The sequence below is a fragment of the Sphingobacterium anhuiense genome (assembly GCF_042686355.1).
GTDB classification, from domain to species: domain Bacteria; phylum Bacteroidota; class Bacteroidia; order Sphingobacteriales; family Sphingobacteriaceae; genus Sphingobacterium; species Sphingobacterium anhuiense.
This window is the reverse complement of record NZ_JBHUPE010000004.1, coordinates 379,108-394,067: the sequence shown is the minus strand read 5'-3', so window position 1 is coordinate 394,067 and position 14,960 is coordinate 379,108. Positions and strand designations below refer to the sequence as shown.

At 36.9% G+C, this 14,960-nt stretch carries 13 protein-coding genes; 4 read left to right on the top strand and 9 right to left on the bottom strand.

The annotated features are described in order from the left end of the window. Window positions 1–11: 11 nt before the first annotated feature. The 3 genes from ACFS6I_RS07205 to ACFS6I_RS07195 form a co-directional block, all read right to left on the bottom strand. A complete protein-coding gene (locus ACFS6I_RS07205) occupies window positions 12–641 on the bottom strand; it encodes a response regulator transcription factor (RefSeq protein ID WP_315394658.1) in 630 nt (209 codons plus the stop codon). Then, window positions 634–2,847, bottom strand: coding sequence for a tetratricopeptide repeat-containing sensor histidine kinase (locus tag ACFS6I_RS07200; RefSeq protein ID WP_380919188.1), 2,214 nt, complete (start codon window positions 2,845–2,847; stop codon window positions 634–636). The genes ACFS6I_RS07205 and ACFS6I_RS07200 overlap by 8 nt, the downstream gene beginning before the upstream one ends. A gap of 241 nt (window positions 2,848–3,088) precedes the next feature. Next, window positions 3,089–3,592 (bottom strand): YfbM family protein, encoded by a 504-nt coding sequence (locus tag ACFS6I_RS07195; protein ID WP_380919186.1) that lies wholly within the window; start codon window positions 3,590–3,592, stop codon window positions 3,089–3,091. A 245-nt stretch (window positions 3,593–3,837) separates the two neighbouring features. On the opposite strand from ACFS6I_RS07195, the gene ACFS6I_RS07190 reads away from it, so the two are divergent. Continuing rightward, on the top strand, window positions 3,838–4,974 hold the full coding sequence (locus ACFS6I_RS07190) for a hypothetical protein (RefSeq protein ID WP_380919184.1): 1,137 nt from the start codon (window positions 3,838–3,840) through the stop codon (window positions 4,972–4,974). 146 nt (window positions 4,975–5,120) lie between these two features. Here the strand turns inward: ACFS6I_RS07190 and ACFS6I_RS07185 are convergent, their stop codons facing one another. The 3 genes from ACFS6I_RS07185 to ACFS6I_RS07175 form a co-directional block, all read right to left on the bottom strand. Continuing rightward, the gene (locus tag ACFS6I_RS07185; RefSeq protein ID WP_380919182.1) at window positions 5,121–6,344 is read right to left on the bottom strand and encodes a sigma 54-interacting transcriptional regulator; all 1,224 of its coding nucleotides are present in this window, start codon (window positions 6,342–6,344) and stop codon (window positions 5,121–5,123) included. A gap of 114 nt (window positions 6,345–6,458) precedes the next feature. After that, the gene (locus ACFS6I_RS07180; protein WP_380919180.1) at window positions 6,459–6,587 is read right to left on the bottom strand and encodes a hypothetical protein; all 129 of its coding nucleotides are present in this window, start codon (window positions 6,585–6,587) and stop codon (window positions 6,459–6,461) included. A 65-nt stretch (window positions 6,588–6,652) separates the two neighbouring features. Further along, window positions 6,653–7,774: a vWA domain-containing protein gene (locus ACFS6I_RS07175; RefSeq protein WP_380919178.1), complete on the bottom strand. Its 1,122-nt coding sequence runs from the start codon at window positions 7,772–7,774 to the stop codon at window positions 6,653–6,655. A gap of 209 nt (window positions 7,775–7,983) precedes the next feature. Between ACFS6I_RS07175 and ACFS6I_RS07170 the strand changes: the two genes are divergently transcribed. The 3 genes from ACFS6I_RS07170 to ACFS6I_RS07160 all read left to right on the top strand — a co-directional run bounded on the left by ACFS6I_RS07170 (window position 7,984) and on the right by ACFS6I_RS07160 (window position 10,727). Continuing rightward, window positions 7,984–8,598: an MCP four helix bundle domain-containing protein gene (locus ACFS6I_RS07170; RefSeq protein WP_380919176.1), complete on the top strand. Its 615-nt coding sequence runs from the start codon at window positions 7,984–7,986 to the stop codon at window positions 8,596–8,598. 287 nt (window positions 8,599–8,885) lie between these two features. Continuing rightward, window positions 8,886–9,578, top strand: a complete 693-nt coding sequence (locus tag ACFS6I_RS07165; protein ID WP_021189929.1) for a 3-keto-disaccharide hydrolase — start codon at window positions 8,886–8,888, stop codon at window positions 9,576–9,578. A gap of 309 nt (window positions 9,579–9,887) precedes the next feature. Next, window positions 9,888–10,727 carry a DUF5694 domain-containing protein gene (locus ACFS6I_RS07160; RefSeq protein ID WP_380919174.1) on the top strand — a complete coding sequence of 280 codons (840 nt, stop codon included), beginning with the start codon at window positions 9,888–9,890 and terminating at the stop codon, window positions 10,725–10,727. A 483-nt stretch (window positions 10,728–11,210) separates the two neighbouring features. Here ACFS6I_RS07160 and ACFS6I_RS07155 read toward each other — a convergent pair whose 3' ends face one another. From ACFS6I_RS07155 to ACFS6I_RS07145, 3 genes are read right to left on the bottom strand one after another with little or no spacing between them, the layout of a single operon-like run. Continuing rightward, on the bottom strand, window positions 11,211–12,740 hold the full coding sequence (locus ACFS6I_RS07155) for a sulfatase family protein (protein WP_380919172.1): 1,530 nt from the start codon (window positions 12,738–12,740) through the stop codon (window positions 11,211–11,213). Next, complete coding sequence (locus ACFS6I_RS07150; RefSeq protein WP_380919170.1) at window positions 12,737–13,120, bottom strand: hypothetical protein; 384 nt, start codon at window positions 13,118–13,120, stop codon at window positions 12,737–12,739. Before ACFS6I_RS07150 ends, ACFS6I_RS07155 begins: the two co-directional genes overlap by 4 nt. Before the next feature lie 10 nt (window positions 13,121–13,130). Then, window positions 13,131–14,957 carry a RagB/SusD family nutrient uptake outer membrane protein gene (locus tag ACFS6I_RS07145; protein WP_380919168.1) on the bottom strand — a complete coding sequence of 609 codons (1,827 nt, stop codon included), beginning with the start codon at window positions 14,955–14,957 and terminating at the stop codon, window positions 13,131–13,133. Between the last annotated feature and the right edge of the window lie 3 nt (window positions 14,958–14,960).

The following is a 14,960-nucleotide window of genomic DNA, read 5'->3' as shown; positions in this document are numbered from 1 at the left end:
TTTTTTGGCCATTAGTCACGAAGAATACCATATTCAAGTGCAAGTTTGATGACAGATGCAATGCTTTTCACCTCAAATTTTTCGATGAGATTCTTTCTATGACTTTCAACCGTATGATGACTGATAAATAAAGTTTCGGCGATTTGAACGGTAGTTGATCCCTTGATTGCTTCCATTAATATTTCCTTCTCTCTGCGCGTGAGCTTAGGTACATTTTGAAGACCAATATTGTCTTTCTTACTCATTTTTAACTTAGTCTTCGCGCACAAAAAAAGTTCTCCCTGACAGACGCTCCGAATACCTGCTATAATCTCCGGTCCTAAAGCATTCTTTTGGATATATCCGTCCGCACCTTGGGTGATCATACTATTAATGACAGCGTATTCATTATGAACACTGATAGCAACAATCTTCATGTGTGGACACCGTTTCTTAAATAAGGCGACTAACTCTATACTATTCGTATCGGGAAGATTGATATCAAGCAATAATATATCAGGATTAATCCGTTTAATCCGGTCTAGTGTTGATTTACCATCTGTAAAGCAATCCAAAATTCTAAAATCGGGTTCTGCCTCGAGAATATTTTTTAAACCTTCCAGCATCATCGGATGATCATCAGTAATTACTATATTAACCATAATAAGGATTATTATTTATCGGGAACTCTATTTCTATACTTGTACCTTTTCCGGCACGGGAATAAATATGCATCTTCCCGCTTAAAAATTCGAGGCGAGACTGTACATTGTGTATTCCGGCTGATTTTTTTCCATCTGCAAGATGCGGATCAAAGCCCTTTCCATTATCTTCCACAGTGATCAGGATATGATCATTGTGCTGCGACAGCTGCACTATGATCTGTGAAGCCTGAGCATGTTTCACCGCATTATTTACCAGCTCCTGGATTATCCTGTAGACGACTATTTGTTTATCTTTTGAAAGGTCGGCTTCCAACTTTACAAATTGACTGGAAATCTCAAGCTCATCGTTACTCATGCGTTCAGCATATTCTTTAAGAGCTTCCTCCAAGCCATATTTATCCAATAGTTCAGGCATAAGGTTATGTGCAATGCGGCGCAACTCGACTACAGCAACATCGAGCTGATCTAAAGATTTATTCAATGTATTTCTACTGGAATCATTCTCATTATATAGCGTAAGACCAGATAAAGTGATTTTTGTCCCGGACAAAATACCGCCTAATCCATCATGAAGATCTCTGGCGATACGTGAACGTTCGGTTTCCTGCCCCTCTAACATGGAGACCAAAACCTGTAGGCTTTCTTTCTGTTTTAATGTTTTGAGATGCTGGCGATATGCATAATAGATCAACATGGCAGCTATGATAAACGTCAGGATAAGGAAAAAATAGACTGAATTTATTTTTGATTTGAATGCAAGTTCCTTTTGAGAAGTTTTAAGTTGTGCTGCGCGTTGCTGTATCTCAACACGTGAAAGTTTAAGTTCTTTACCTCTGTTATCTGCCTCTAGCTGAATAACTTCTATCTGCTGACGTTGGATTTTTTCATTTAATTTTAAATTTTCCAAATCCTGCAGCTGCGCTTTATTATGCGCATGCATCAACGAGATTTCCTGCTTTCTCTTTTCGGCTTCAAATCGCAGTCTTATCAACTGTTGTTGCTGTCTCTCTTTTTCAAACTGCGCTTCTAATCTCCGCCCCTGTTCCATTTTATTTGCATTGAAAACTTCTTCGTAGAGCTTGACATATTGTTTATAGTAATGATAGGCTTCATGATACTGACCTTCTGTCTCATACACCTCTGCGAGCTTTTGATATAAGCTAAGGGCAATCGTATTTTCTATTACAGTATCTTTCATGAGCGCGGCTAATGAAGCAAGGAGATATTTTTTTGCGGTTTCTATATCACCTTCTTTCATGCTGTACTCTGCCATTATTCCATAAGCCGAAGCTACCTGCGCATATTGTTCTGTTTTTTTTCCAACTTCTAGTCCCTGTTGCGCATACTGGAGCGATTTTGTTTTATAGGACGCCGGATAATACTGTAAATACAGATTGGCCAGATTAATTGCTGCAAAAGATAAGTCAGAGGGCACAGCCATTGTTGAGCTGTTCTTTTCATAGAATTTAATAGCTTGGAGGTAATAACTTTCAGACTGGTTACGAAGATGCTCATTTTCGGGCTGATTGATGTACTGCTCCTGATAATTATATCCCATAGACATGTAAGCATCAAAAATATCCATGGGTCTATTTCTTAATTTAGCGACTTCCAGAGTAAGTTTAGCGTATTTTTCCTGTAAGTCATATGTTTTCCAGTTTGAATAAATCGAGGAAAGTTCCTTATAAATTGCGGTTTTCCGAGATATAACAACATCTGTCTGAGCGGATTGATCGTAAAACACTAAAGCGTTCTGGAAGCATCGGATCGCCTGTTGCTCCTGATTATTCCTAGCATGCATCCACCCCTCACAATACGACACATACCCTTTAATGCTCAGGTCTTTGGTTTTTTTTGCAAATATTTTAGCCTGCGCGAGATATCTGTTAGCGGATGTATTATCTTCTAGTATCTTGCTGTTCATTGCGGCAATACCACATAACTGTGCAGCGTATTGTCCATCAAGCTTTTTAGAAGCTCTAGCTATATTTTTTTGCAGCAATTCCATCGCTTTCCGTTGCTGACCATTAAAAAAAAGTGCATGCGCATATTTGCCGGCCAACAATAACTGTTGCTCACTGCCTTCAGCGACCTGATGATATTCACTTGCAGCGCTTTCAACAGCACTCTGAGCACCAAGTTTCCCGAAGAAAAACATCACTAAAACTAATACTAAATACTTCTTCACTGTACAGATTTTCATGTTTGTTTTGAAAAACAAGATTTAGGACAAGAGCAACATCTTTACATCATCATATCTTCTTTAACAATTTATAATTAAACCAAAACATGAAAACACAGTTGAAAGGCTCGTGAAAAACAAAATAGTTAAAAAATAATAAGATGTCCATTCAATTTGCTATTATTTTTACAGCATTTTGTACTTATTGACGTTTCGAGCAGCGTGAAAAATGCTGATATAGCTTCTGACCATTAAAATAAAATTAACAAAGGAAGGTAATCAAAGCTTGATTTTCTGCTACCGCTATTTGCAAAAATTCTTTCAATTTTCGGAATTCCTGAATCAAATAATTTAGCGCTTCAGGATCTTCCCAAAATTCAGGATAAACACCTTCTTCATTCATTTTTTCAGCATCAAACCGATCTGATAAAGAGGATTCAGAGAGATCGTTCACAGCTTCAAATAATTCTTTAGTCTGGTTTGACGTAAGGTATTTCGCCGGGCCATATCCCATATCCTGTTCCATGTCAAGTATATTGGGGCCAAATATTAGCCATTGCAGAGGCGGGCTGACCTGTTTGTAATTATTTAAAGGTTCACCTGTGACGACGTAAAACAAGCCATCCCAGCTTTTACCTATGTCTAATAGATTAGTTTTTTCCGAATTCGAAGTCGAAAAAAGATCATCTTCCAATAACTGACTGTTGTCAAGATAACGCATTAAAGTACTTTGGTCTATCCGTAGATATTGCTGTATTATTCCCATATAATAAAATTAGTTAATTTTATTATATGGGAAAGAGTTTTAATATTTTCTCTTTAAAAAGTCTAATCTCCTACGCAATACCTGCCATAGCTAGATTATTCCTTCCTAATTAATTTTCAACTTTTGACTCAACTTTAGTTATAAAAACAATTTTCTTTATGCGCTCATCAACCTATGAAAAACAAATATTTCGAGGAAAAACAGCTATTTATTATATAGATATATTGTATCTTTCTAAAAAAAATATGAAGAAAACCAACCTACTAATTTTAAGCCTACTTATTGCCAATTTCAGTTACGCACAAACCTCACTAATGGATAGTTTAATTCAAAAAAACTATTCCACTTTTAGAAAAAACAACAGCAGCGCATTCGAAGGGAATGGATGGAGTATCCTTCAGGATGAAATCAGCAAAAACAATTCTGTGTTATTAGGCGAATACCATTTCACCAGTGAAATCCCTTACTTCACAAATGCGATTGTCAATAGCATTAAGTTCGACAACTATTTTATGGAAATTGATCCCTATACAATCAACACCATAACAACAAAAATTAAATCTTTATCTCCTGCTGATCTGGATAAATTCCGTCATGAATCTGGTTCTGCTTTATCTTTTTTACAAGGTGAGGCTGAGTTTGATTTATACAAAAACATACTTCAACAAAATATCAAGATATATGGAGCTGAACAAATTAGTTTATTTTCAGATCAATTACTCATTTCTGAATTGAGTAAACAATCCAAAAATACTAAAGCAAAAGAAATTTATAAGCAGATGATCGCTAATTCTGCTGCTTATGACACAAAAAACAACACCACCTTCTATTTATTTTCTGATGATTGTCAGGCAAAAATGGAGGCATTGAGCACGTTGAATTTATCCGCCAACGAAAAAGAACAACTAGAAGCTCTCAAATTAAGCAAGGAACTTTATTTAAGTCGAATTCATCCTTTAAGAATTCAATACTTGAAACACTTGGTTCTGGAAAAGCTACCTGAGTGGAAAGACAAAAAAAATCTTTTCAAATATGGTGCTAATCACATGCCTAAAGGGGAGAGTTTAATGGAAGTATTTGATATTGGAAACCTGGTATCTAATATTGAAGAGGCAAATTACCGCAAGTCATTACATATTATGATCATCGGAAAGAAAGAAGGTGAAACATGGGCTGATTTGTCCGAATATAAACCTTTCTTAAGCGTCGTGAAAGATGACAATTGGTATACCTATGATTTAAGGCCATTAAAACAGGCAATTTCTAAAAAGAAACTTAAAGTAGAGGATCTGACGCTGGAAAGAATTATAAAAGGTTACGACTATCTAGTTTTTATTCCAAGCCTTACTAAAACCCCAAAAACAGGCAAGCAAGACCATTAAATCAATGTTCAATGCTGCTAAATCATGTATATAAGCTGCCCTGACTTTACATATGATAGCTGTAAATAAAGGATTATCTACCTAAAAAAATGGGGATAATAAAAGATTTATTCTCCCCATTTTTACGAAATTGCATGATAAAGTTGTTATAAATTGTTTCTCAAATATTCTTGAAACTTATCTTGAAACTGCAAACCGCTACCTACTCTGTATTTACTTAACTTGTTATTGAGCGTAAGTCCCCATAGGATGAATTCGGTCAGAAAATAGAAATCTTCAGGCTTCGTCTGTGGCTGATACTGCTGTATCAAACTGCGGATAGGTGTCACTTCGTCCAATGCATGTTCGTAATCTACATCAGTGAGTTCATCGGATAATTCAATACCCTCCGATTCCGAGAACCAGCGGACAATATCATCGTAGGGATAGCGTTCATTTTCCTTTTCAAACTTCTCAATTTTTGGAAATAAAGTAAGAAATATACTTTTAACGGCATTCTCAATCAACTGAATTGCCACAGTACCGGCTCCCTCCTGTTCACCTTCATATACGAGCTCAACCTTACCGGTTATAGCCGGCACAATACCCATAAAATCGCTCAATCTTATTGCTGTGGCCGGAGCTCCATTTTTGAGCATCCGCAGTTCGGCAGTACTTAATAAGTTTTGAAATGCGGTAATACTCATACGAGCACTGACACCACTTTTTTCATCAACATATTCGCTATTGCGGGCTTCAAAACTGATCTGCTCAATCAATTCACGAGCCAGTTCTGGAACATATATTTGTTCCTTTTGTGCCGCTTCTAGGTTAGCTTCTTGAGCAGTAATGGTTTTTGCAATCGCTACTGTTTCAGGGTAATGTGTTAATATCTGTGATCCTATCCGGTCTTTGAGGGGCGTTACGATACTTCCTCTGTTGGTGTAATCTTCCGGATTTGCAGTGAACACAAACTGGACATCCAACGGCAGACGTAATTTAAATCCGCGGATCTGGATGTCTCCTTCTTGCAATATATTAAAAAGTGCTACCTGAATTCTCGCCTGAAGATCGGGCAGTTCATTGATAACAAATATCGAGCGATTCGCTCGTGGAATCATGCCAAAATGAATCACACGATCGTCTGCATAGCTCAGTCTCAGATTTGCGGCTTTGATCGGATCTACATCGCCGATCAAATCTGCGACAGTTACATCCGGTGTGGCAAGTTTCTCTGCAAAGCGATCACTTCTATGAAGCCAATCGATTGGTGTATCATTACCCTTTTCCTTTAATAATTCTACAGCATAACGCGATATTGGGTCATAGGGATCATCATTAATTTCAGAGCCTTGTACCACAGGTACATATTCATCCAATAGATTAATCATTAGCCTGGCTAGACGTGTCTTTGCTTGACCACGAAGACCAAGGAAATTGATATTATGTTTGGAGAGGATAGCTCTTTCTAGTTCTGGAATAACGGTATCCTCGTAGCCGTGTACTCAGGTAAATACAGTTTCGCCGTTGCTTATCTTTGTAATCAGATTCTGACGCAATTCTTCTTTTATTGTCTTCGGTTTGTAGCCAGAAGCTTTCAGTGCGCCAAATGTTGTTATCTTCGTGTAATCCATATGTTCTTATAATGAAGCGCAAATACTGCGCAAGATGTATATCCTGTTATTGTTAACGTAATTTTTTATCGTATTCTTTTTCTGCGATTTTCTTCGTAATCCTCAAAAATCATTTCTCCGAGATCTCCAAGTCCTGTATAGTAAGCCTTTCCCTGATTTGAAGCCGTAAATTCGTCAACAAATTCCTGGAGATAGGGATCTGAAGTGATCATGAAGGTTGTAATGGGTATTCCCAGCTTTCTGGCCTGTGCGGCCATACTATAGCACTTACTGGTGATAAAAGGATCTAAACCCATCGGATTTTTATAGTAACTACCATCGGGCATGTTTAAACAGCTCGGCTTTCCATCAGTAATCATAAATATCTGCTTGTTAGCATGCCGTTTACGTCTGAGGATCTCCATCGCCAACTTCAAGCCTGCGACCGTATTGGTGTGAAATGGTCCTACTTGCAGATAAGGTAGATCTTTTATCGCTATAGGCCAAGCATCGTTACCAAAAACGATGATGTCAAGTGAGTCCTTGGGATAACGTGTCAGTATGAGTTCTGATAAGGCCATGGCCACTTTCTTTGCGGGTGTGATCCGGTCTTCACCGTATAGGATCATACTATGGCTGATATCAATCATCAACACGGTACTCATCTGTGATTTAAACTGGGTGTCTTCGACAACGAGATCATTTTCTGATAAGGCGAACTCTCCTATTCCATGATTAATCTGTGCATTTTTTAGGCTCTCCGTCAAGGCTATTTTCTCAAGGCTGTCTCCATACTGATAGTTTCTGAAATCGCCCATATTTTCATCACTCCGCCCCTGGTGATTGGTTTTATGGTTCCCGGACTTTCCTTTTCGCATCTTTCCGAAAATCTGATCTAAGGCATGCTGACGTAAGGCTTTTTCCAGCTTTGAGGTAATAGAAGAGCTACCATTGCCACCTGGTTCCAGTTTTTCTCTGATGTATCCTTTATTCTTCAGATCTGCAATGAAATCATCAATGGTATATGTTGGAGTTGTCAGTTTAAACTCTTTGTCCAATTGCCGCAACCAATCAATAGCTTCATCAAAATCTCCGGAGGTGTGGGTAATCAGTTCCTTGAAAATATCAAATAATTTGTCAAAAGGCGTTTGAAACGGCTCGTCATATTGCTTAAAGATAAAACCCTTATTTCGTTTCGTGCTGTTCATGGATTCATTTTATTAGCATAAAGAAGCTATTCGCATATTGTAATCGGAATAACTTCGAAAGTTGAATTTACGAAATATAAATCCTTATAAAGAATCATAAACCATATGGTCTTCGTTTTAAACACTCAACATAAAAACTACTTTTTCCTCTTTAGCTTAATTTTTATTAAATTGCTATTATTCAGTTTTTTTACCAAAATATACGACCAATGTGGACTTTTACAGTGAAAAATAAAATTAAGGCTGCGATGTTGTTTTTCTCTGTCCTTTGCTTGGTGATGTTGACCAATATTCAGGAGCAACATTTGGTCAAAAGAATTAATGAATCTGTAACATCTTTATACTCGGATCGATTAGTGGTGGCTGATTATATTCACCAGCTTTCAAATCGCATGGAGAAATTACTTGTCTTACTATCTGCACCTCAATATTCATCTAAAGACGTTAATTTGGAACTAGATAAAATCAAGCAAATCACTACACTTTATGAAAAAACTGTGCTTACAGATAAAGAAAACGTCAATTTTAATACATTTAAAATCTACATTCAACAAATAGCGCAAAATGTTAATGCCACAGATCATGCTAAAGCTATTGGGATCAGCAAACAAGCACGACAAACTTTAGAAACATTGTCTTCGATTCAATTGGAGGAAGGAAAAGTAAAGCTGGACGAAGTAATCAGTATGACGAGCAGAAGTAGATTAATGTCTTACATCGAAATCGTGATCCTAATTGTTATTGCAATATTAATTCAAATTTTGGTATTTTCCGCTAAAGTGGAGATGGGTGCAAAAGTTCCAAAAGATCATAACTTAAACTAATCGAAAGTCCAAATTCATTCCCCAGACCTAGTGGTTTTTAAATAGATTGAGTTGCGAGATTTCAATGTAAATCCATCATTTTTATGACTTTTATAAACAAAACTAATTCTTATTTTTCGATCAGATTTAGAAACCTTCAGATCTTCGATTTTTTGGACTGTGAACCGATATTTTATTGGAGTTAGTTTTTTCAAAATATTAAGTAAAAACTAATATTTCTATTTTATTCCTATGAAAATTATTATGTATGTTTGTTTTAACGATAATCATTCAAACCTAAACCAAATATGAACTTTTATTATTCTGCTCTTTTTATTGTCAGCAGCTTAGCGTTTTCTCTATCTTCGTGTGCTCAATCAAAAAGCCTATTTAACGGCAAAGACTTAACAGGCTGGCATATCGATGTTCCTGAAATGGACAAAAACACGACTGTAAAAAGTCCTTTTCTTGTCAGAGATGGGATGCTAGTAAGTATGGGTAATCCTAATGGCCATATTATAACCGATAAGTCGTATAAAAACTATAGTCTGGATATCGAATACCGTTTTGCAGGAAAACCAGGGAACTGCGGTGTATTGGTGCATGCCTCTACTCCACGCGCGCTTTATGGAATGTTTCCAAAATCTATTGAAGTACAGATGATGCATGAAAATGCGGGAGACTTTTGGTGTATTGTGGAGGATATTAAAGTACCAAATATGGTTGAGCGTCGGGGTGACCCTGCTGAATGGGGTATTACAGAAGATAAAAAACGTCGGATTTTGAATCTTACCGATAAATCGGAGAAACCGCTTGGTGAATGGAACAGCATGAGGATTGAATGTTTAGACCGAAAGATAAAAGTATGGGTGAATGGTGACCTTGTAAATGAAGGTTACGACTGTACCGCAAACAGCGGACAGATTGCGCTTCAAGCTGAAGGTGCTGAAGTTGAATTCCGTAAGGTTTTACTAACGCCAATAACGCATCTTTCTAAATAAATGATAATGGTAACAAAGCATTTATGCAAGTCTAAGCATTCGTGCATTTGCAATAGTTAGTTAACTGCTAGAAAAAATGAAAATCTAGAAAGCCATTCCGTTAGGAGTGGCTTTGTCCATTGATGACACTTGGTAAGCATTCTGTTCAGATTTATTGTTTACATTAAAAAACGATAGCCTCATGAGCAAGTCTTTCTAGATCGAAAAAGGCTTCAATTACCTTATAAATTATATCCTTTTTTATATTTAACAAGCATGTGATTTTATATATTTGCAAAAAATCAATAACTTAAATAAATATAAAAAAACATGGTCAAAATTAACTTCACCTTATTTCTCTTAATTTTTCAACTATCATTTGTATCGGCTCAAGAAAAAGTAAAAGTCATATTATTAGGAACTTATCACTTTAATAATCCTGGAAATGATATGATCAAACAAAAAGACAGAAATATATTATCTAAAGAAAACCAACAAGATTTAGAAGAAATTACGAATAAAATAAAGGCATCTGCTTATAAGCCCGATCAAATATTTGTTGAGAGTAATTTTAACAAAAAGAACGAATTGAATGCAAACTACCAATCATATTTAAAAGATCAATATCACAAGTTCACAGATACAGTAAAAAATGTACGATTGAAAAAATATTATTCCGAAGGTGAAACTTTTCAATTAGGTTATAGATTAGCGAAAAAATTAGAACACCAAGAATTATATCCTATTGATAGTCTGATAGAAATGAGATTTGATATTTTATTAAAAGAGGTAAATTCAAATCCAGCTTTGAAAGAAGAGTTTAGTAATATTAATGCTTCTCTATCGGATAATTGCCTAGAAAAAAGCAGTCTAAGTGATATATTTTTATGTATAAATCAAAAGTCCAACTTGGATAAAAACATTGGTTTTTATATTTCATTTGCGAATAAAGTGATGGTCAATAAAGATTATTTTGGTTCAAATCTCGTTACTGACTGGTATAAGAGGAATTTGATTATGTACGCTAATATTCAGAATCAATTAAAACCTCATACAAAAACTATTTTGGTTCTTGTTGGTAGTGGACATGCGGCCGTCTTAAGACAGTTTTTTGAAGTCGACAAAAACTTTGAACTTGTTGACTTAACGAAAGTCTTCGATGCTAAGTAAAAACTCTTCCTCCAGAAATAGCGAATAAACTAATTTTATATAAAAAAATGTCATTATTTATTTAAGATAATGGCATTTTTTATTATGTTAAACACGATATTTATTCTATACCTTTAAGTATGCAACCATTCGTTTCCATTTTATGCAACAAATACGGAATTTCTTCCGAATTGGTCTCTCAGCTTCTATTGAAGATGGAGAAGAAATCATTTGGTAAGCATCGACCTACTTTTTGAAGAAAAATGTCTAACATGGTCCATTAACAGATGTATCAATGTGTTCTTCGTTTGGCATTTAAATTTTGAAGTATTCAAGCATGAATGTTTGTTAAAAGAAAAGCCATTTGGGGATACCAAACGGCTTTAAAATTGATTTAAATTATACCTTTAGCTATTTTATCTGTGAATATATCTTCGGAATTGTCCAGAGGGTATGCTTATAAGCACAAATCAACTGATTATAAAATAGTTTTATTATACCATGCTAATCGATGTTTATCTTATAGATTGCTGCTGCTTCTGTATCATCAAACAGATGAATTTGCTTAACTAGCTTTTTCTTCATCATTTTCACGATGGAATGATAGGCCGGATCATGATAGACATTATGAAGTTCTTGAGAGTCTTTTTGTAAATCGAAAAGTTCCCATGTCTCCTGACGTTTATAATATCGGATTAATTTGTAACGGTCATCACGTACTCCAAAATGTGGGCTGACAGCATGTTCTCCATTTTCAAAGTAATGATAGAAAAGATCTTTCCGATGTTCTGTTGATGGGTTTTTGAGCACATGTACAAAAGACTTGCCCTGCATGTCCTTCGGTTTTTTGACTGATGCAAGTTCCAGGAGAGTCGGTGCAATATCGGCATTGACGACCTTTGCATTGATTTCAGTATGGGGTTTTAAAATTGGCGGGTAGCGCATGACCATTGGTGTACGGAAGGACTCTTCATACATCCACCTTTTATCAAACCAACCATGTTCGCCCATATAAAAACCTTGATCGGACAGATAGATGACAACTGTATTTTCCTTTAATTGCTTATTGTCTATGTAGTCCAATACTTTTCCGATGTTCCTATCCATGGATTGTGCTGTATTGAGGTAATCGGTCATATAGCGCTTGAACTTCCACTCGGCTAAAGCTTTTCCGGTCAACTTGGATTGCTTAAGTTCTTCATAAATCGGTCTGTAATAATTGATGTATTTTTCTTGCTGTGCTGGTGTCATTCGTTTGAAATTACCATCCTGCATCATCGCTTCAACAGATTCGAACATCTTTAGATCGTAGCCCATGCGCATATCCTTATCAATAGACATCTCCTGAAGCTTGGCTGGTTTACGGCTTTCGTAATCGTCGTAAAAGGTTTCCGGCAATTTAAAATCGACGCTGTCATAGGTGCCAAAATCTGCAGGATCGGGCATCCAGGTACGATGGGTAGCTTTATGACCGATCACCAAGCAAAAAGGTTGTTCTTGATTTATGGTATCGAGCCACGTTAAAGCTTTATCGGTCACAATATCTGAAACATATCCCTCACTTCGTTTACGTCCCTGTTTACTGATAAAATCTGGATTGAAATATGTGCCTTGATCGACCAGAATGTCAAAATAATTGAATCCTTGTAATTTGTCTCCCAAATGGATTTTACCGACCCAGGCGGTATTGTACCCGACCTGCTGGAGCTGTTTAACAAATAGATCTTGACTAAAATCAAACTCGGAGGTCTCATTATCCTTAAAACCATTTTTATGGCTATACTTTCCGGTCAATAAAGTGGCCCTACTGGGGCCACATATTGAATTATTGACAAAAGCATTTTTAAAAATAGCACCCTCATTGGCGATACGATCTATTTGGGGTGTTTTTCCATATTTTGAGCCATATGCCCCTATGGTTTGATATGCATGGTCATCGGAAATAATGATGACGACATTGGGTTTTTTTTGTCCATAAACATGTCTTCCTGTAGTCAAGGCAAGCGCTAGAATTACAATAAAACTTAATTTCATGATCCCTTTTGTTTAAAATTGATAATTACTTCTTCTTTGGAAGTCGAGTTTATTTTGACCCAGCCCGATCGATCTTGACCTGAATCATTGGCCTTAATCGTCAGTTTCTGTGTGACATTACCAGAGCCGTATTTGCGTTCCATAGTGTACCACTGTACGTTTGCAGGTAAAGTAACCCACCAACCATTGGTGGTCCCCTCAATACTTATGGTATAAGTACTTGCTATTTTCTCTATTTCGTTTGTCACGGTACTGGTCACCTGAAATGGACCAGCGACAGGTTTAGCAGGAAGGTCTTCTTTTTTGCAAGCAACTAACGCGAATAAAATGAGGAGTATAAGGAAACCGATGTTTCCTTTTTTATAAATTAATATCTTCATGATAGTGATTTTACCAGTTTGGGTTTTGTTTCCATTTGCCATTTGTCAATTCAATCATCCGTTGTTGGATGGGAAGTAAGTAATCTCGATCGACTCTAAAGCGATACCCATTTGGCAATACTGCTTTATAAGGATCCATATAGCGCATAGCATCACCAGGATTACCGGACAAAAAGAAATTGACTGTTTTTCCTGCTGGCGCAGTGTCATAGTATAACAGATTGTCTTTGTAAAAACCTGTACTGTTATTTTCTTGCGCAATATTGCTTCCTGTAAACAGAATTCCCAAAGGTCTTTTGTCAACAAGCAATTGATCTGCCGCTGCCCAACGTAAAATATCTTGTAAACGATGTCCCTCGGCTACGAGCTCGACACGTCTTTCTCTTCTTACTGCCTGTACGAATTTGTCTAGCTGTGCAAATGGGTAGTTTGCTGCAGTATTGTACTCGCGATCGAAATCCATGTCCGGCATATTAACACGGGCACGCAACGGTCGTACCGCTTCAATAATTTTACTCGGATCTTCCTTAAGTTCAGCTATAGCTTCGGCATAGTTGAGTAATACTTCTGCATAACGGAAATAAATGACAGGAGCAGCACTCATGCCATCATCAGATACGGCAGGAAGACTATTGTACTCGACATATTTGTACATCGGGTAACCTGTAGTTGAACGATTGAATCCACTTTGATTGATCGGTGGAAAATTGGCGGCAACAGCATCAGGTCGTAAAGGCGCCTGTGGCACTACTGCTGTTTGTGCTAATCGTGGATCACGAACTGTAGGTTTTAAATCTTGGCTGTATGTTTTTTGCGCTTCGGTCTGTAGTGTACCTACAAAAGGTTTACCATCTGCTGTTAAGTAATCACTCACGAGACTCTGGGTCAAACCGATATCTCCCCCTCCTGTTGATAGATATTTGGAAACACCGTGACCGACATTTTCTGAAGGATTATAGCGTCGATATAATAGAACCTCATTGTTTGTAGAAAGATTTGCCGTATTAAACATATTGCGATAATCATCATTGAATTTTCCAGTGGTATATATTTTCCAGCGATTACCATCTATAATGGTCTTGGCGGCATCACGTGCTTGAGTCAGATAACTCTTAATCTTATCTTCTGTAGCTTCCGTGCTCGCAAATGATGTCCCTTTTAATTTATGGTACCTTTGCCATGTTCCTTCATAAAGACCAACACGTGATTTCAATGCCAGGGCCACATCACGGTGAACACGCATACTCGCATTGGTAGATACAGTAGGTAAAAGATCGACCGAACGGTTCAAGTCACTGAGGATAGAATCTACGATCATAACACGGCTGTCCCTTGCTAATAGCGTAGATTCATCTTCGGAACTCAACAATTGATTGACCCAGGTGACATCGCCATATTTTTTCACCAACTCAAAATAATACCAAGCACGAAAGAAATATGCCTCACCTAGATATTTGTTGATCTCAGTTTGATTTCCTTTTGCATTTTTTGATTGCTTTAGAAAAAAGTTGATTGATCTTATTTGCGTATATTCACTGATACTTGAAGCATTAGCAACCGTTAACTGTCCGCTAAGTCTCGGATCTACACTGGTAAATATCATGTTGTCGGTACGTGCGTCATCAAAAGCAGGCCCAATACCACCGGTAAAATTCGGATGACCGGGTAAAGTTTGATAGAACTGATTGACATACAGTTTTAGCTCATTGGTCGAGGATAAACTCCCTGTTGTGGATAATTGATCCAATGGTTCTCGATCCAAAAAATTGCTATTACACCCTGAAAACACAGTGATACTCACTGTAATTAGGCATAAATATAAATTATATAGTTTCATGTT